Genomic DNA, 15,960 nt, shown 5'->3' with positions numbered 1-15,960 from the left:
TGGTCGAAAGGCGTGGTGCCGGCTGCAGGAATCGAACCCGCGACATCCAGTTTACAAAACTGGCGCTCTACCAACTGAGCTAAGCCGGCCCGCATTTGCGGTTTCGCTCTTATGTCTAGGCCTTGGCCGCGACGCAAGACGATGCTGCGCTGCAAACGGACAAAACGCGCCAATTCAACGCCCCCGACGTCAGCTAGATCATAATGTCACTGTGTCGTAGGGCCGATGGCGGAGAGGGTGGGATTCGAACCCACGGTACCCTTCCAGGCACGCCGCATTTCGAGTGCGGTACATTCGACCACTCTGCCACCTCTCCGCGGCGCCGATATCGCTTGGTCGAGCGAGGGGCTTCTCTAGTCGGAGCCGCAGCGCTTCGCAACCCGTCTGTGAAAGAAATCCGACGCTATCTTTGCGCGGGCAAGGACAGGCCCGGCGCGGCGCCGGTCTGGGCGTCCACGCCCTTGAATCGAAACAGTTCGGCGGGTCGGCCGCCCGTGGTTGAGGAGAGCTGTCCGGTCGGTTCGACGAGCCCTGTGCGCTCTACGCCGCGTCGGAAATTCTGCTTGTGCAGGCTCAGGCCCGACACGGCCTCGGCGCCCGCCTGGAGTTCAGACAGGGTGAAGACGCCGGGAGTCAGATCGAACAGGACCGGGCGGTATTTCAGCTTGCTGCGCAGACGGCCAAGCGCCGTCGCCAGGATGCGCCGGTGATCCGAGGACATGATGCGTCCCGGCATGGGCTGTGTGGGTGACAGGTCGGCGTCGCGCCACGCCTCGGCGACCAGACGCGCCTCGTAGAGGAGTTCGTAGCGCTCCAGGACCCGCTCCTCGTTCCAGCGGTGATCGGCCGTCAGGGCGAACAGGGCGCGGGCGCGGGCCAGGCGGTGCTCGTCGCCATCGGCCCAGGCGTGCAGGCCTTTCGTGATCTGAGTGTCTTGGCCGCCGCGCCGGTCTTCCCAGGGAAAGAACTCGAACACGGCGTCCCAGCGGGCGTCGTGGGTCTGGCCTTCCGCGGCGTCGGGCGTCAGGGCCAGATAGCCGACGGAGACCTCTCTGTGCCGGCCAGGACCGGGGGTGGCGCGCGGCGAGGCGCGGCCCGCGTCGCCGAAGGTGTAGAGCTGTTCAACGAAGCCGAGCCGAAACCCGGTCTGGGCGGTCACGAAGTCCCGCAGGGCGCGTTCGAAGGTGCGGTCACGCACGGGATCGAAAGGCCCGAAGGGCAGGGCGCGTGAACCGTCCTCGGTCGGGGTCGTCAGGACGACGGCCTGTCGGTCTCTCAAGGTCATCACGACCGCCGACAGACCGATGCGAACGCCATCCTCCGCCCCCTGAGTCATCGCTTTATTCCGTGTGCCAGGCGTCGTCGGCGGGGATCAGACCGACGGCTCCCGCCAGGACGCGGTAGCGTTCCAGATAGCGGGCCTGGGCGACCGGCGCGGGTTGAGGTTCGATCGTCAGGCTGTAGCCTTCGGGCGGGCTGCCGAAGAAGCCCAGAGATTCCTTTTCGGTGAAACCCGCCAACTGAGTCGCCTCGAAGAAGGCGCAGGCCTTGTCGGCCTTCTTGATCAGGGTCTTGATCGTTTGCGGCGTCTTGGGCGGCAGGCCGTAGCGCAGGTGGATCGCGGCTTCCAGCTTGGCCTCGAAGTCCTTGTACCCGGCGCCGAGCGCCGCCTTGAACGGCGAGATCATGTCGCCGATGACGTATTCCGAGGCGTCATGCAGCAGGGCCGCCAGACGCCATTTCGGATCCAGGCCGGGCTTGATGTGGGCGGCGATCTCTTCGACCACGCACGAGTGCTGGGCGACCGAGAATGCGTGTTCGCCGATGGTCTGACCGTTCCAGCGGGCGACGCGAGCCAGCCCGTGGGCGATGTCCTCGATCTCGATGTCGAACGGCGACGGGTCCAGCAGGTCCAGGCGACGACCGGACAGCATGCGCTGCCAGGCGCGGGGGGCGTTCTTCTTGTTGGGGCGCTCGGCCAAATCGCGTGTCCTGATCGCTTGTCGGCTGGTCAGGTGACGCAAAGACACGCCGGGATCAAGCGGGAGGGACCAGACGGCGAAGGAAATCGCCGCGTCAGCGTCCGACATTCAGCGTAACCAGTTCCTTGGCGTCGTCGAAAATGCCGTCGTTTCGGCGATCCTTGGACCTGACCACGGCGATGACGATCGGGCCGCCGCTGGGGCCGCGCGCCTCGAAGCCGACCTGGCGCCAGCCCGCATCGCCGGGCTGATCGTCAGCCAGGATATAGGTCATGCGCGTCGCCGCGCCCGGCGCACGGGTGCGCACGCGAGTGGAGTTGTCGTTGGCGTCCACGCTGACCGTCGAGGTTTCGGTGCGGACGTTTTGTCCGTCCTTGGACTGGATGTTGATGCCACCGATACGGACGCTGGCGTTATCGCCCTGGGTCTCGATCTTCAGGCCGGGCAGGCGGACCGAGGCGTCCTCGCCGCGCGTCTTGATGTCGACCCCAGGCGCCTGGACGGAAGTCGTATCGCCTGCCTCGATCGATGGCGGAGGCGGCGGCGCATCTCCGGCCCCGGGAGCAAGGCGCGCGACCGTATGGGGCAGATCGGCGCTGGCGCGCGCTTCGAAGTCCCGCAGGACGTCATCGACGGAACGCCCGTCCAGCTTGACCAGATGCAGCACGACGTCGGCGCCCTTGGGGCCGCCATAGACGCAGTTCGCGCCGCCCGCCGCCGCCAGGCCCTTTCGTGTCAGGACGCCAAGATTGTCTGGGCATTGCAGGGCGTCGATCACCTTCAATACGCCCGCGCCCTGATCGTCGCTGGAGGAGGTGGTGGTGATGCGGACCGAGTTGTCGCCGTCGCAGGCGGCCAGGCTGGCGCTGAGGGCTAGATAAAGCAGGACATGACGCATGGTCGAACCTCTCTTGGCTCCCATTCTGCGCGCTGTGGTCGCACGATCCAGTGAAATCGCGGTAATCACAGGGTCAGCCGCCGGGGCGCGAGCCTTCGCGGCGGTTCAGGAACGCCAGGCGTTCGAACAGATGCACGTCCTGCTCGTTCTTCAACAGCGCGCCATGCAGCGGCGGGATCAGCTTGTTCGGCGTCTTCTCGCGCAGGGTCTCTGCGTCGATGTCCTCGACCAGCAACAGCTTCAGCCAATCCAGAAGCTCTGATGTCGACGGCTTCTTCTTCAGGCCCGGCGTATCGCGGATTTCGTAGAAGGTCTTCAGCGCCTCGGACACCAGGCGCGGTTTGATGCCGGGGAAGTGCACATCGACGATGGCCGACAGGGTCTCGGCGTCGGGGAAGCGAATGAAGTGGAAGAAACAGCGGCGCAGGAAGGCGTCGGGCAGTTCTTTTTCATTATTGGAGGTGATAATCACGATGGGGCGCACTTCGGCGCGGATCGTCTCGTCCGTTTCCTGGACGTAGAACTCCATCCGATCCAGTTCCTGAAGCAGGTCGTTCGGGAACTCGATGTCGGCCTTGTCGATCTCGTCGATCAGCAGGACGGGGCGGGCAGGGGCGGTAAAGGCCTCCCACAGCTTGCCCTTCTTCAGATAGTTGCGCACGTCATGGACGCGCTCCTCGCCCAACTGGCTGTCGCGCAGTCGGCTGACGGCGTCATATTCATAAAGTCCGTTATGGGCCTTGGTCGTGGATTTGACGTGCCAGGTGATCAGCGGCGCGTCGAAGGCCTTGGCGATCTCATAGGCCAAGACCGTCTTGCCTGTGCCGGGCTCGCCCTTGATCAGCAGGGGACGCTCCAGTGCGACCGCGGCGTTCACCGCGACCTTGAGGTCGCTCGTCGCGATATAACGGTCCGTGCCTTCGAAACGGCTCATAGAAAAACCCACTCCATGTTTCCACGAAGTGGGTTAGCGGATCGCCTGCGTCGTGAACAGCGATCAGGTGATGCGCTTGGCCGAGACCGGATCACTGGCGGGGAAGGTCTCTTCCAGGCCTTCATCGACCAGAGCTTCCTGGCGGCTGTCGGACTTGTCGATCTTGTCGAGCTGGTCCGGCACGCCGTCCTGCGAGGTCGTGCGCTTGGCGTGCGGGGCGTCGGGCGACGCGTCGTGACGGGCTTTGTCGTCGGTCATGTCATTCTCTCCTTATCGAGCCGGAGCGTCTTGATCGCCGTCCGGGCCGTATCCCAGATCCGTGATGTCGTCATCCGAGAGCCGTTTCGCCTCCCAGTGGGCGGCGCTGGCCTGTGCGCCGCGTTCGTTTTCCATCAGGCCCGAATAGACGAGCTCGACTTCATCTGGTGCTGACGGGGGCCCGCCTTCGGCGTCGATCTGATCGCGGTTTTCGCCATCGACGCCCAACAGGGCGTCGGCTTCGCGTTCGATGCCGTCGAGGGCCAACTGGTCATCGAGATCGACCTCGGCGTCCTCGTCGAAATCCTCTTCGTCGGCGTCGCCTTCGGCCTGGGTCACGTCCAGCACCTGGTCGGCTTCATCCAGCAGAAATTCGCCGTCGCCCTCGTCGTCCAGATGGGTTTCGTCGAACGTCTCAGACTGTTCCTGATCGTCCTGATAGTCGTTGTCCGGCATCGTCGTCTCCTCTTCGACAAGCCAACGCAACGGCGACGATACGCGTTCCAGCGGATCGATCTCACAAGGGATGGTTAACTGATGCCGGGGTAGAGTCTGATTCACTCGGAGCTGTCGTGCGCGACCGGCTCGACCACGACTGGAGTACGGTCCTCAATGGCCTTGAAGCTGTCGCTGAAACCCGGCGAGAAGTTCGTTCTGAATGGCGCCGTGGTCCAGAACGGCGATCGTCGCGGCGTGCTGATCCTCCAAAACCGCGCCAGCGTTCTGCGCGAGAAGGACATCATGCAGGCCGAGGACGTCACCACGCCCGCACGCCGCATCTATTTCCCGATCATGATGATGTATCTGGACGAGAGTTCGGCGTCGAAGTTCTTCGACGAACTCGCTCTGCGGATCACCGAATTCATGGGCGCGACGCAGAACCCGGACATCCTGGCCGAATGCGTCTCGGCCTCGCGTCATGTGCTGGCGCGCGAATACTACAAGGCCCTGATGTCGGCGCGTAAGATTGTCGAGTATGAAGAGAGAGTGCTGAATGTCGCTTCAGGCCTACACAGCGGCGACAGCGAGGGCTGAGAGCCCGCGCGACCTGGAGTACCGTCTGTTCGGTCAGGTCACGCGCGCTCTGGTTCACGCCTCGACCGTCGACGAGTCCGACATCGCCACACGTATCGACGCGCTGGACTGGAACCGGCGTCTGTGGTCGACGCTGGCCGGCGAGTGCAGCGATGCAGGCAACGCTCTGGGCGCTCCGATGCGTGCTCAGATCATTTCCCTGAGCCTGTTCATCAATCGCCATTCCTCTGCGATCATGCGAGGTGAAGAGAACTTTCAGGATCTGATCGACATCAATCGCATGATCATGCAGGGCCTGTCCGGCGGGGCGTCGCCGACGCAGTAGGTCGGCACGCGTTCACGAAAGCGCGAAGCCCATTGGCGCAAGGCGTTGAGCCGTCTTATGTTTCACCTCCCTGTTCAACAGTCGAAAGGAGGTGATCCAGTGTCTCATTGTCATCAATCGCGAGCGGCGACCGCGACCCTGGCCCTCGGAGAGGGTCTGGTCTGAGCCTTTCAGACTGAGTTGCGGCCGGACCGTTAGCGGTCAGGCAATGAAGGGTCGCCGGGGAAACCCGGCGGCCCTTTTTGTCGCCGTCAGTGCAGCAGTTTGGCGAACCAGCCGGTCACGTGCTGGGCCACCTCGACCACCGTCGCCCAGATCAGGAACAGATAGAGGGCGCTGGCTGCGGTGCCGACGACGCCGAGCAGGATGGCGACCCCGTCGCGCTGCATCATGCCCAGGGCGAACAAAACAAGGGCGATGCCGGGCAGGGCGTCTCCAAATGGGATGGGCAAGGCCATGATCAGGGCCAACACGACACAGACCAGGCCGGTGAAGGTGTCGGCGACATCGCCGGTCAGCAGCGGCAGGCGCGGCCGGGTCAATCGTTCGATGGCGCGAACCATCTTCAGGACGCTCATGCCATTCGGGCGTCTGCGAACGGCGCGCCTCACGCCGTCGGAAAAGATGTAGCGGCGCCCGGCGATCCGCACCTTTGCCGACAGGACCCAGCGGCGTAGCCAGGCCGGAGCTGCGAACGGCGTGGCGATCAAGGAATTGTAGGCGGCGCGTGACACCGAGGCCTTCAACATCCATCGCGGCAGCCACACGCTCTGTCTCTGAAAGGCCAGTTCAAGAGACATCAGGATGATCGGCACGGCGAACACCGCCTTGCCGCCCGGCGGCCACGGCAGGAGCGCCAGTAGAGACAGGATCAGGATCATGGCCCCGAAGCCGCGCTCGCCGAACGACGCGACCAGTTCGGCCATGGTCAGCTTGGGTTCTGGGGCGTGGCCGAGGTCTTCAAGGACGTCGGAAAACCGCCGCAGGTCGTCGTTCGGAGGCGGTTGGGCGGGCATCAGGCGGGGCGCTCGGCTGGAGATTGCGCCCATCTAGGCGGTCGGCGCGCGGATCGCCACTTACAGAACGGACAGGCGATCAGATAAATCGACTGTGTCTCAGTCCTGCACGTGTTCGGGTTTGCCCTTGCGCTTGGTTTCGGCAAGGTCTTCCAGCTGCTGTTCCGTCATGGACTCAACCATGGACTTGGACGCGCCCTTCAGCTTCGACTTCGGCGTGTCTCCTCGCTTGGCCGACAGGGCGGCGCCGGCGGCCTTCTGCTGAGCGGCGGATTTTGCGGGCATGGTCTGTCTCCTTGCGCGGAGACAAGCCGTCAGCCGCCCAGCAGTTCCCGCTATCGCCTAGAACGGCCATTTACTGGGCAGGGAGAAGACATTTTCGAAAGCTTGATCGGTAAGAGTCAAAAATCTCTCTTCTTGCTCTTTCAGCTCTTGAATCAATGCGCGCTTAGTGCGCCGCTCAGCATCCTTTCGTTGGGATGTCATAAGCGCGACAAAATTCTTATCTGCGACCGCATCGGATGTTAGAAGTTCCAGAGTCTTTAGTTGCTCGACAAGTGGATGATGGGCATCGTATTCATGTGTGTGACGGTGGCGGGCATATAGGATACGATCGGATTGCTTTTTGTAAGTGGCCATCGCTTTTTTAATATCTGCCTCTAATCCAGCAGCACAGGGGCTTAACTTAAGCAAATCAACGAGATTTCTAAGCCGTTCTCTAGCGGTATATTGACTATCCCAACTTTGAATGAAAACGATATGGGCTCGTTCTGATAAGGGGAGCGACGCCAGTCGAAGTATGACTTCTCGTGTTGATGCTGAGCTGATAAGCGCTTGCCTTGCCATGACGAAAGAGAAAGCAAGTCTTTTAAAGCGGTATTCTCCCTGAGAATCAGAAAACGGATTTCGCTCTTTGGCGCCGCTTTCAGACAGAAGGTCCTCGTTGAACGCGGCTTTCATTTCAGGTGTCGGCACTACACCGCTAACTGAATCGAGTAGTGCTTGCTGAAAGCGATCGAAGGTCGGACCTTTGTTCACCCGCCCAGCAGTTCCCGTCCGATCAGGAAGCGGCGGATCTCGTTGGTGCCGGCGCCGATGTCATAGAGTTTGGCGTCGCGGACCAGTCGTTCAACCGGCCATTCCTTGGTGTAGCCGGCGCCGCCTAGGGCCTGAACGGCCTCCATCGTGACCTTCACCGCATTTTCGGACGCCAGCAGGATCGCACCCGCCGCGTCGTAGCGCGTTGTCAGGCCGGCGTCGCAGGCACGGGCGACCGAATAGACATAGGCGCGGGCGCTGTTCAGGGCGACGTACATGTCGGCGATCTTGCCCTGCATCAGCTGGAATGAGCCAATCTGCTTGCCGAACTGTTTGCGGTCGCGAACGTAGGGCAGGACCACGTCCAGCGCGGCCTGCATGATGCCGAGGGGGCCAGCGGCCAAAACGGCGCGCTCATAGTCCAAGCCGCTCATCAGCACGCCGGCGCCGCCGCCCAGCGGACCCATGATGTTTTCTTCGGGCACTTCGCAGTCCTCGAACACCAGTTCAGCGGTGTCGGATCCACGCATGCCCATCTTGTCCAGCTTCTTGGAGACGCTGAAACCCTTCATGCCCTTTTCGATCAGGAAGGCGGTGCAACCCTTTGATCCCGCGTCCGGATCGGTCTTGGCATAGACGACGAGGGTGTCGGCGTGGGGGGCGTTGGTGATCCAGAATTTGGTGCCGTTCAGGACGTAGCGATCGCCCTTCTTTTCAGCGCGGGTGCGCATCGACATGACGTCGGAACCTGATCCGGCCTCGGACATGGCCAGCGAGCCGACATGTTCGCCGCTGATCAGCTTGGGCAGATATTTCTGCTTCTGCTCGGCCGTGCCCCAGCGCCGAATCTGATTGACGCAAAGGTTGGAGTGGGCGCCGTAGCTCAGGCCGATCGAGGCCGAGGCGCGCGACACTTCCTCCATCGCCACAACATGTTCGAGATAGCCCAGGCCAAGGCCGCCGAACTCTTCTTCGACGGTGATTCCGTGCAAGCCCAGTTCGCCCATCTCGGGCCAGAGCTCGCGTTTGAATTCGTTCTTTTCGTCGATCTCGGCGGCCAGCGGGGCCAGGCGATCGGCGGCCCAGCGGGCGGTGGTGTCGCGGATGGCGTCGGCGTTATCGCCAAGGCCGAATTCCATGGATTGGGGCGCGAAGGGAATGCTCATGCGCTAGGGCGTAGCATCGCGCACGGCCTTCCGCCAAGCGCTGTCAGACGCGGTCAGCCCGTCCCCAGCGCCGATAGCAGTTGTAGCCCGACACCCCCAGGCAGGCGGCGGCGACCAGGATCAGGACCCAGGCGACCGTGGCGGTGTCGCTGCTGTTCGATATCGACGCGCGGCGAAAGGCGGCCATGGCGACGCCGAGGCACAGGGCGCCTAGGCCGCCCATGATGACGAAGGTCAAGGTTTCCCCCAGGCCCGAACGCCGCTTGGCCCGAGCGCGGGCCACGACGTCACGCATGCTCAGCACGTCTTCGCTGGCTGCCGCATCACCCTCGATGGCCGGTGCGGCGGCGCTGTCGCCGGACGTGGCTTCGGCCAGTCCCGGCGCGGTCAGCACCACGCTGGCTTTCTGCGCACCCGCGAAGCCCGACGGCGTCTCCGGCTGTTGGGTCTCGACCGAGGCGTGGATGTCGTTGGCGGCGATGATCGGCGCAGCGACGGACACGGTCTCCGATTGCCCGGTCAGCGGCACGACGTCCGGGACCGGGCCGACAGCCGTCGCGGCATAAACGGCGTGCGGCTGAGTCACCGTGGTCGCTTGAGCCAGCGCCACGTCGTCCTGGGCCGGGAAGGGGGCGACAGCCTCATCCAGGGCGCCGTCCACGGCGGGCAGGGCCGGCTCGTCCGTCTCGAAAGGAGACGGCAGGGGCGCTGCGAGAAGATCCGCCAAGGTGACCGGCGCGCCGGGTGCGGCGTTGAACAGCGCGTGTTCAGCCGAACGACGGCGGGTTGGGGTCTCGGCTGCGGCTTCATCGGCCCAGGCGCTCATGGAGGCGGACGCCTGACGAGCAGATCCTGCATTCAACTGCTCGACCACTTCGGATGCGGCGAACCTGTCTGCGCCGATGGAAAAGGCGAAACTGGCCAGGGCGTCGAACTGATGCTGGGTGAGGGCAACGCGGACATGATCGGTCACGGCCTTCACGACCGGGATCAGGTCGTACTGCATTAGCAGTTCGGCCTCGGCCTCGGACACCCTCGCGCCCTCGCGAGCCGACCGGGTGTGGCCATAGCCGATGACCCAGCGACCGTCGCTGCGCTGCATGGCCCGAGGCCGGAAGCCTTCGAAACTCTTGATCAGCAGGACGCCCTCGCGGGACACCTTGCTGGGTTTGGGGAGGACGTCAGACACAGTTGACCCAATTGGAAACAGGCGCGCGGCGCTCGCACCGCTCCCAGCAAGGGCCGCGCCGGATCGTCCGCGCTTTGTCTAGAGCAGCACCAGTGTGGCCAGACCAAGGAAGATCAAGAAGCCGAAGAAGTCGGTGGTCGCCGTGACGAACACGGCCGATGACACGGCTGGGTCGAACTTCAGCTTGGACAGGGTCAGGGGCGTCAGGACCCCGATCGAAGCGGCGACCAGCAGGTTCAGGATCATGGCCGCGCCGATCACCAGGCCGATCTTCCAGTCTTCGTCCCTGAACCAGAAGCCGGCCGCGATTCCGATCAGGGGGGCCAGGATCAGACCGTTGGCCAGGCCGACCATCATTTCACGCCAGAAGGTGCGCGGGGCGTTCGAACTGTTCAGCTCGCGTGTCGCCAGGGCGCGCACGGTGACGGTCAGGGCCTGGGTGCCGGCGTTGCCGCCGATGGCCGAGACGATCGGCATCAGGACGGCGAGGGCGACGATCTGCTGGATGGTGGCCTCGAACAGGCCGATGACGCTGGCGCCCAGCGCCGCCGTCGCCAGATTGATCGCCAGCCAGGGCACGCGACCGCGCACGATCTCGGGCACGGACGAACCGCGGTCTTCGTCGGCGACACCGGCCAGACGCAGGATGTCCTCGCGGTTCTCTTCCTGAATGATGTTGACGATGTCATCGACGGTGATCTGACCCACCAGCCGACCGGCCGCGTCCACGACGGGCGCCGAGATGAGGTGATATTTCTCGAAGATGTAGGCGACTTCTTCCTGATCCTGATCGACGGCGATCTCGTTGATCGGCTCCATCAGATCGGTCAGGGCGACGGTGCGGCCGGCCCGCAGCAGGCCGCTGATCGGCACGCCGCCGACCGGGCGGTTCAGCGGATCGACCACATAGATGTCGAAGAACAGCTCGGGCAGGTCGTCGCCCTGTTTGCGGATGTGGTCGATGGTGTCGCCCACGCTCCAGAACTGGGGCGCGGCCATCACCTCGCGCTGCATCAGCCGGCCGGCGGACTCTTCCGCATAGCCCAGGCTGCTTTCGATGGCGGCGCGATCGACTTCGGGCATGGCGGCCAGAACGCGTTCGCGCTGGTCGTCTTCCAGGTCTTCGACGACGGCGGCGGCGTCGTCGGAATCCAGTTCCTGCAGCGCCTCGGCCAGGGTGCCGTGCGGGACCCGCTCCAGCACCTCTTCGCGGATATTGTCGTCGAGCTCGGGCAGGGTCTCGGCCAGAAGCTCGGGCGGCAGCCACAGCACGACGACGGCGCGGTGTTCCGCCGTCAGAAAGCCCATCAGGTCAGCGACGTCGGCCGGGTGCAGGTCTTCCAGCAGCGAGCGCAGCCGCATCCCGTCGCCGTCGTCGGCGGCGTCCACGACTTTCTCGACGAATTGAGGGGTGAGGACATAGTCCTCGTCCAGGGCGGCGTGGTCTTCGTTGTCGAGCGTCTCGTCTGGAGCAAAGGCGGTGTCCGTGGTGCTCACGTGGTCGCCTCCCTTGGTAGAATGTCCAGCCGTACTTAGCCGATGAATCGCCCTGTTTAGCCAGATGGTGCGGTCGAGAAGACTCGAACTTCCACGGGTTGCCCCACAGCGACCTCAACGCTGCGCGTCTACCAATTCCGCCACGACCGCTCGCATCGGAGCGGCGGCGAATAGACGAAGCCGTTGGAAAAGGAAAGGGCGAAATGAACGACGCAAAGACGTCGCGGATCAAAGCCTCAGGCCGACCCGGCCATGAAGTCGTACACGTCGGCCTGGCGGGTGACGGTGATGGCGATACGGTCGTCGCGGATCTCGATTTCGCCGCGCGCGACCGGATAGTTGTTGGCCAGGATCCAGACCTCGTCGCCCTCTGCGGCGTCCAGGGGAATCACCGCGCCGCGACCCATGCGCAGCAGTTGCGACATCGGCAGCACCGAGCGACCCAGCACCACTGAGATTTCGACATCGACGGCGTTGATCTGGGTCACATAAAGCTCTCTTCACTGGAGGGCCGTCTCTTGCAGAAACGCCCTGGCGACCACATTGAAGCGTCATGCTTGCTGAGCCGTTAAGCCCGTCCCTTCAGAAACTGCGTCTCGACGATGGCCGACCGGTCGAATGGGCCGTGTCGAAAGGCTACGTAGACTATGCGGCCGCGGAGGCTTTCATGGAGGCGCGCGTCGCCGCCATTGCGGCCGGCGAGGCGAATGAGATGGTCTGGTTGCTGGAACATCCGCCGCTCTACACGGCTGGCGTCTCGTCCAAGGACGACGACCTTCTGGATGCCGGCCGGTTTCCGGTGCATCGCACAGGGCGGGGCGGACAGTTCACCTATCACGGGCCGGGACAGCGCGTGGCCTATGTGATGCTGGACCTGAATCGGCGCGGCAAGGACGTCCGGTGTTTCGTGCGCGGGCTTGAGCTGTGGCTGATCGGCGCCTTGGATACGTTTGGCGTAAAGGCCGACATCCGGCCGGGTCGCGTGGGCGTGTGGGTCGAGCGCAAGGGGGCGGGCTGGTCGCGTGAGGACAAGATCGCCGCCATCGGCGTCAAGGTCCGCAAATGGGTCAGCTTCCACGGCATCAGTCTGAACGTGGAGCCGGATCTGGATCATTTCGGCGGCATCGTCCCCTGCGGCATTCAGGAACACGGCGTCACCAGCCTGGTCGATCTCGGCGTTCTGGCGACGATGGACGAGGCGGACGAGGCCTTGAGGCGCAGCTTCGATCGGATCTTCGGCGCAGCGGTCGAGGCGCCGGCGCCGCTTTGATGCGCGCCGCATCGCCGCAGCCCATGTGACAATCGGGCGAAAACCCGCGCGGCGGGGTTGGCAAGCGCCGGACGCATGGGGTTTAACCTTTCCCACGAGCTTGAAATCAAAGGCCGCAGGAAACCCCATGAACCGAATGATCGCCGCCGCATCAGCCGCCGTTCTGTCGCTGACCGTCGCTGCTGGCGCCGCTGTCGCACAGGATTTTCGCGCTCTGGCGCAGCAAGACCTCCAAGCCGCGCATGACGCCCTGGCCGCCAACCACCCCGCCGCCGTGATTCCCGGCGCGCCCAGCGAAGCGTTTCGCAGCTGGATCGATGCGGGCCTGACCGATGCGCAAGGCAAGGTGGGACGCGTGAACAGCGGCGACAGCCACGCCTATCTGATGCGCTACTACGCCAACGGCTTCCGCGATTCGAACATCGCGATTCGCCCGACCTACGAAGGCCTCGGCCCCTTCTTCGCGACCAGCTGGCCGGGCGTCACCACGGCGTGGCGCAACGGCGAATATGTCGTCTCCTATGTGAAGCCCGGCGTTCGCAACGTGCCGCCGCTCGGCGCGACACTGGTCAAATGCGGCGACAAGACCGCCGCTCAGTTGGCCGAAGAGCGGCTGGACCGCTGGGAAGGCGACCTCACGACGGAAGCCGGACGTGTCCGCACCGCCCCCTATCTGCTGTGGAACCGCAATAACCCGTTCACCGGCGGCGTTCCGTCGCTGTGCACCTTTAAGGTCGGGCGTCGCGATCGTGACTTCCAGATGCAGCCCCAGCCGGCCGACGCCGCCAGCCTGGAAGCCGCCTATCGCGCCACCGTCTATACGCCGGGCGCCAATCCGTTGTCGGTCGAGACGGTCGACGGCCGTCCGTGGATCAACGTTCACACCCTGACTGACGACGCCGGATGGGACGCCTTCTACGCCGCTGTCGAAGCCCAACTGCCCGCCATTCGCGGCGCGCAGGGGCTGGTCATCGATTTGCGCGGCGCAAACGGCGCTTCGCTGAATGCGACGGGCAAGGGCTATGGGCTGGCCAACCGCATCTGGACGCCGGAGTTCACTGTCAGCCGTCAGCCTGAAGCCGGCTCGATCACCTACCGCGCCACGCCCGCGAACCGTCAGTGGTTCGCCGACACGCTGACCCGCATGCAGGCCGACCCGCGCTTCGTCGCCGAATCCGGCCCGGTGATCGAACAGACCCAGGCCATCGTCGCCGCCTTCGATTCGGCCCTGGCCGCTAATCAGCCGACCTTCACCATGCCGGGCCGTCCTTCCGTGGCGGACACGGGCGCGGCGAATCCGGTTGCGGGTCCGGTCGTGGTCCTGGTCGATAGCGGCTGCACCAGCGGCTGCTTGGATACGTTGGACCTTCTGACCCGCCTGCCGAACGTGCGTCTGGCTGGCTCGGTGACGGCCGAGGATTCGATCTTCATTGAGCCGACCGTGCTGCGCCTGCCGTCGAACTATGCCGAGCTGACCTATGGTCATAAGGCCTGGACCACGCGTCAGCGCGGCAACGATGCGCCCTTCACCCCGGCGCAGGGCCTTGCCTATACCGGATCGGCGACGGACGAAGCGGCCGTGCGCGCTTGGGTCGGGACGCTGTTCCAATAAGTAAGGACCGGTCCGTCGAATGAACGAGGGGCGGGCAGGGGTGGAACCCTTCGCCCGCCCTTCTTATTTGCAGTCCATGACCGATCTCGCCCAAACCTCCGAAACCCTCCGTTCGCCGTCGGGCTATGACCTGACGCCGCCGAACGCCGAAGAACGCGCCCGGCTCGAAGCCGATTTGAATCCTGAGGAAAAGCGCGTCCTGCTGTCCCATGGAACGGAGGCGCCGTTCTGCGGCACTCTGCTGGGTGAGAAGCGGGCTGGCGTCTTCTGCTGCCGCGAATGCGGCTTGCCGTTGTTCAAGAGTGGAACGAAGTTCGAAAGCGGCACCGGCTGGCCCAGCTTCACCCAGCCGGTCGATGAAGCGCACGTCCATGCAATCCGCGACACCAGCTACGGCATGATCCGGGTCGAGACCCAATGCGCCCGGTGCGGCAGCCACCAGGGTCACGTCTTCCCCGACGGCCCGCCGCCCACCGGAAACCGCTATTGCATCAACTCGGTCGCGCTCAGTTTCGTAGCCGAGGGCGAGGCCTTGCCGGACCCCCTGAACCGTGGCGACGGCATCGCCTGACCTTGGCCTCAATCGCTGTGCTAGGATGATGTCGAACGGAGGTGGCCTATGCTGATCGCAAGTCTCTTGGCGGGTGTGGCGCTGGCGGCGTCGGACGGTGATCCGGATGGCGTGGTGACCACGGCGCCGACAAACGCGCCCACCTTGGCCCAAGCCCTGGCTGCGACGCCTGAGGCGTCGGTGACTGCGCCGACGGCTCAGGACGCCGCCCCGCACGGCATGACCACCGAACAGCAGATCCAGAACTGGATCAGCGCGCGCACGCCGGGCGCAACCTTCGACGAGAGCGCAGAGCCGGGGGCGCCGGCCGAACGCAAGATGCATGGCATGGTCGAGGCCGGGATCGGCACCGGCGGCTATCGCAGCTATGGCGCGGCCGTTTCCTTGCCCGTCGGCGAGAATGGTCGCCTGGACCTCGCCTACCGCGAAGGCCGCAACGAGCCGTGGGGATACGGCTACGGCGGCTATGGTCTGCGCGCGCCGGGCTTCTACTCGCCCTATGGCGGCGGCTGGCGCGGTCGAGGCTATGGGGCCGACACTACGACCAAGTCGATGTCGATGGGGTTTAGCTGGAGCAAGGACGGGGATGCGGATGATCGCGATCCCTATCGCCGCGGCCTGTACGGCTACGACTGAAGGCTTTTCCGTCCGATTTGGAAATCAAAAAGGCCCGGCGAAAGCCGGGCCTTTTCAAGTCTCAGATGGTGCCGCCGGGGGGAATCGAACCCACGACCTCAGCCTTACCAAGGATGCGCTCTACCACTGAGCTACGGCGGCCCCGACTGAGGAAGCGGCCGTATAGCCAAACCCTTCCGGGGAGGGAAGCGGCTTTTTGACGATCTGAAAGAAAGTTTGGACATGACCCGTGATCACGGCATCATCGCGCCATGACTCGCACGCCGCATGACGCCGATACGCCCTCCGCCGCCGCGCAGGCGACGCCGATCGTCGAATCGGGGCCTGAATTCGAGAAAGCGCGCGCAAAGGCGGAAAAGGCCATGCGGCTGGCCTCCGCCCTTCGCGCCAACCTGCGACGCCGCAAGGCGCCCGCGCGGACGCCTGCTGCGCCGCGCGACAGCAACTGAAAGTCATCGGCTCGCGATCACGCAGCCCTTTGGCAAGCGCCCATCGGCTTGCTAGAGAACCTTCCCCCCGAGGCGTTGGCATCG

20 protein-coding genes and 4 tRNA genes are annotated in these 15,960 nt (G+C 64.4%); 7 read left to right on the top strand and 17 right to left on the bottom strand.

Annotated features, from left to right (window positions below):
* Positions 1 to 13 precede the first annotated feature (13 nt).
* From BVE01S_RS00390 to BVE01S_RS00355, 8 genes are all read right to left on the bottom strand, one after another.
* Positions 14 to 89 (bottom strand) — tRNA-Thr (locus tag BVE01S_RS00390).
* A gap of 137 nt (positions 90 to 226) precedes the next feature.
* Positions 227 to 316 (bottom strand) — tRNA-Ser (locus tag BVE01S_RS00385).
* A gap of 87 nt (positions 317 to 403) precedes the next feature.
* The gene (locus BVE01S_RS00380; RefSeq protein ID WP_066622868.1) at positions 404 to 1,336 is read right to left on the bottom strand and encodes an NUDIX hydrolase; all 933 of its coding nucleotides are present in this window, start codon (positions 1,334 to 1,336) and stop codon (positions 404 to 406) included.
* A gap of 4 nt (positions 1,337 to 1,340) precedes the next feature.
* Entirely contained in the window at positions 1,341 to 1,982 is a 642-nt protein-coding gene (locus BVE01S_RS00375; protein ID WP_088582949.1) for a YfbR-like 5'-deoxynucleotidase, read from the bottom strand.
* 94 nt (positions 1,983 to 2,076) lie between these two features.
* Entirely contained in the window at positions 2,077 to 2,880 is an 804-nt protein-coding gene (locus tag BVE01S_RS00370) for a methyltransferase type 11 (protein WP_066551818.1), read from the bottom strand.
* A gap of 73 nt (positions 2,881 to 2,953) precedes the next feature.
* Positions 2,954 to 3,814 carry an AAA family ATPase gene (locus tag BVE01S_RS00365; RefSeq protein WP_017505219.1) on the bottom strand — a complete coding sequence of 287 codons (861 nt, stop codon included), beginning with the start codon at positions 3,812 to 3,814 and terminating at the stop codon, positions 2,954 to 2,956.
* 63 nt (positions 3,815 to 3,877) lie between these two features.
* Positions 3,878 to 4,072: a hypothetical protein gene (locus BVE01S_RS00360; protein ID WP_017505218.1), complete on the bottom strand. Its 195-nt coding sequence runs from the start codon at positions 4,070 to 4,072 to the stop codon at positions 3,878 to 3,880.
* Between the two features lie 12 nt (positions 4,073 to 4,084).
* Positions 4,085 to 4,528: a hypothetical protein gene (locus BVE01S_RS00355; protein WP_066623308.1), complete on the bottom strand. Its 444-nt coding sequence runs from the start codon at positions 4,526 to 4,528 to the stop codon at positions 4,085 to 4,087.
* A gap of 156 nt (positions 4,529 to 4,684) precedes the next feature.
* Between BVE01S_RS00355 and flbT the strand changes: the two genes are divergently transcribed.
* Together flbT and flaF are read left to right on the top strand one after the other, a co-directional pair.
* Entirely contained in the window at positions 4,685 to 5,107 is a 423-nt protein-coding gene (gene flbT / locus BVE01S_RS00350; RefSeq protein WP_045811316.1) for a flagellar biosynthesis repressor FlbT, read from the top strand.
* Complete coding sequence (gene flaF / locus BVE01S_RS00345; protein ID WP_066622861.1) at positions 5,067 to 5,432, top strand: flagellar biosynthesis regulator FlaF; 366 nt, start codon at positions 5,067 to 5,069, stop codon at positions 5,430 to 5,432. The genes flbT and flaF overlap by 41 nt, the downstream gene beginning before the upstream one ends.
* Before the next feature lie 251 nt (positions 5,433 to 5,683).
* Here flaF and BVE01S_RS00340 read toward each other — a convergent pair whose 3' ends face one another.
* The 8 genes from BVE01S_RS00340 to BVE01S_RS00310 all read right to left on the bottom strand — a co-directional run bounded on the left by BVE01S_RS00340 (position 5,684) and on the right by BVE01S_RS00310 (position 11,826).
* Entirely contained in the window at positions 5,684 to 6,448 is a 765-nt protein-coding gene (locus BVE01S_RS00340) for an exopolysaccharide biosynthesis protein (RefSeq protein ID WP_205678486.1), read from the bottom strand.
* 99 nt (positions 6,449 to 6,547) lie between these two features.
* Positions 6,548 to 6,733: a DUF3008 family protein gene (locus BVE01S_RS00335; RefSeq protein WP_066622856.1), complete on the bottom strand. Its 186-nt coding sequence runs from the start codon at positions 6,731 to 6,733 to the stop codon at positions 6,548 to 6,550.
* A 57-nt stretch (positions 6,734 to 6,790) separates the two neighbouring features.
* Positions 6,791 to 7,486, bottom strand: a complete 696-nt coding sequence (locus BVE01S_RS16675; RefSeq protein ID WP_146112046.1) for a hypothetical protein — start codon at positions 7,484 to 7,486, stop codon at positions 6,791 to 6,793.
* Positions 7,483 to 8,652, bottom strand: coding sequence for an isovaleryl-CoA dehydrogenase (locus tag BVE01S_RS00330; protein WP_066622853.1), 1,170 nt, complete (start codon positions 8,650 to 8,652; stop codon positions 7,483 to 7,485). Before BVE01S_RS00330 ends, BVE01S_RS16675 begins: the two co-directional genes overlap by 4 nt.
* 43 nt (positions 8,653 to 8,695) lie before the next feature.
* A complete protein-coding gene (locus BVE01S_RS00325) occupies positions 8,696 to 9,841 on the bottom strand; it encodes a glycoside hydrolase family protein (RefSeq protein ID WP_105625207.1) in 1,146 nt (381 codons plus the stop codon).
* 78 nt (positions 9,842 to 9,919) lie between these two features.
* Positions 9,920 to 11,338: a magnesium transporter gene (gene mgtE, locus BVE01S_RS00320; protein WP_066622847.1), complete on the bottom strand. Its 1,419-nt coding sequence runs from the start codon at positions 11,336 to 11,338 to the stop codon at positions 9,920 to 9,922.
* A gap of 65 nt (positions 11,339 to 11,403) precedes the next feature.
* Positions 11,404 to 11,488: transfer RNA gene (locus BVE01S_RS00315), tRNA-Leu, on the bottom strand.
* An 86-nt stretch (positions 11,489 to 11,574) separates the two neighbouring features.
* A complete protein-coding gene (locus BVE01S_RS00310) occupies positions 11,575 to 11,826 on the bottom strand; it encodes a FliM/FliN family flagellar motor switch protein (protein ID WP_017505209.1) in 252 nt (83 codons plus the stop codon).
* Positions 11,827 to 11,891: 65 nt separating this feature from the next.
* On the opposite strand from BVE01S_RS00310, the gene lipB reads away from it, so the two are divergent.
* The 4 genes from lipB (at position 11,892) to BVE01S_RS00290 (ending at position 15,427) form a co-directional block, all read left to right on the top strand.
* Entirely contained in the window at positions 11,892 to 12,608 is a 717-nt protein-coding gene (lipB, locus tag BVE01S_RS00305; RefSeq protein WP_066622844.1) for a lipoyl(octanoyl) transferase LipB, read from the top strand.
* Positions 12,609 to 12,735: 127 nt separating this feature from the next.
* Positions 12,736 to 14,220 (top strand): hypothetical protein, encoded by a 1,485-nt coding sequence (locus BVE01S_RS00300; RefSeq protein WP_066622841.1) that lies wholly within the window; start codon positions 12,736 to 12,738, stop codon positions 14,218 to 14,220.
* A 76-nt stretch (positions 14,221 to 14,296) separates the two neighbouring features.
* Complete coding sequence (gene msrB / locus BVE01S_RS00295) at positions 14,297 to 14,791, top strand: peptide-methionine (R)-S-oxide reductase MsrB (protein WP_066622838.1); 495 nt, start codon at positions 14,297 to 14,299, stop codon at positions 14,789 to 14,791.
* A 48-nt stretch (positions 14,792 to 14,839) separates the two neighbouring features.
* Positions 14,840 to 15,427: a hypothetical protein gene (locus tag BVE01S_RS00290; RefSeq protein WP_205678487.1), complete on the top strand. Its 588-nt coding sequence runs from the start codon at positions 14,840 to 14,842 to the stop codon at positions 15,425 to 15,427.
* A gap of 66 nt (positions 15,428 to 15,493) precedes the next feature.
* Here the strand turns inward: BVE01S_RS00290 and BVE01S_RS00285 are convergent.
* Positions 15,494 to 15,568: transfer RNA gene (locus BVE01S_RS00285), tRNA-Thr, on the bottom strand.
* Between the two features lie 110 nt (positions 15,569 to 15,678).
* Between BVE01S_RS00285 and BVE01S_RS00280 the strand changes: the two genes are divergently transcribed.
* Positions 15,679 to 15,876, top strand: a complete 198-nt coding sequence (locus BVE01S_RS00280; RefSeq protein ID WP_055754875.1) for a hypothetical protein — start codon at positions 15,679 to 15,681, stop codon at positions 15,874 to 15,876.
* Positions 15,877 to 15,960: the final 84 nt, after the last annotated feature.

It is taken from the genome of Brevundimonas vesicularis NBRC 12165 (assembly GCF_001592205.1).
GTDB classification, from domain to species: Bacteria; Pseudomonadota; Alphaproteobacteria; order Caulobacterales; family Caulobacteraceae; genus Brevundimonas; species Brevundimonas vesicularis.
This window is presented reverse-complemented; position numbering and strand designations above follow the sequence as displayed.

Coding starts and splice junctions, on each gene's coding strand:
- BVE01S_RS00330 (WP_066622853.1), bottom strand. CDS start 8,652: ATGAGCATTCCCTTCGCGCCCCAATCCATGGAATTCGGCCTTGGCGAT.
- BVE01S_RS00370 (WP_066551818.1), bottom strand. CDS start 2,880: ATGCGTCATGTCCTGCTTTATCTAGCCCTCAGCGCCAGCCTGGCCGCC.
- BVE01S_RS00335 (WP_066622856.1), bottom strand. CDS start 6,733: ATGCCCGCAAAATCCGCCGCTCAGCAGAAGGCCGCCGGCGCCGCCCTG.
- msrB (WP_066622838.1), top strand. CDS start 14,297: ATGACCGATCTCGCCCAAACCTCCGAAACCCTCCGTTCGCCGTCGGGC.
- BVE01S_RS00280 (WP_055754875.1), top strand. CDS start 15,679: ATGACTCGCACGCCGCATGACGCCGATACGCCCTCCGCCGCCGCGCAG.
- BVE01S_RS00290 (WP_205678487.1), top strand. CDS start 14,840: ATGCTGATCGCAAGTCTCTTGGCGGGTGTGGCGCTGGCGGCGTCGGAC.
- BVE01S_RS00300 (WP_066622841.1), top strand. CDS start 12,736: ATGAACCGAATGATCGCCGCCGCATCAGCCGCCGTTCTGTCGCTGACC.
- flbT (WP_045811316.1), top strand. CDS start 4,685: ATGGCCTTGAAGCTGTCGCTGAAACCCGGCGAGAAGTTCGTTCTGAAT.
- BVE01S_RS00365 (WP_017505219.1), bottom strand. CDS start 3,814: ATGAGCCGTTTCGAAGGCACGGACCGTTATATCGCGACGAGCGACCTC.
- BVE01S_RS00340 (WP_205678486.1), bottom strand. CDS start 6,448: ATGCCCGCCCAACCGCCTCCGAACGACGACCTGCGGCGGTTTTCCGAC.
- lipB (WP_066622844.1), top strand. CDS start 11,892: ATGCTTGCTGAGCCGTTAAGCCCGTCCCTTCAGAAACTGCGTCTCGAC.
- BVE01S_RS00355 (WP_066623308.1), bottom strand. CDS start 4,528: ATGCCGGACAACGACTATCAGGACGATCAGGAACAGTCTGAGACGTTC.
- flaF (WP_066622861.1), top strand. CDS start 5,067: ATGTCGCTTCAGGCCTACACAGCGGCGACAGCGAGGGCTGAGAGCCCG.
- BVE01S_RS00360 (WP_017505218.1), bottom strand. CDS start 4,072: ATGACCGACGACAAAGCCCGTCACGACGCGTCGCCCGACGCCCCGCAC.
- BVE01S_RS00380 (WP_066622868.1), bottom strand. CDS start 1,336: ATGACTCAGGGGGCGGAGGATGGCGTTCGCATCGGTCTGTCGGCGGTC.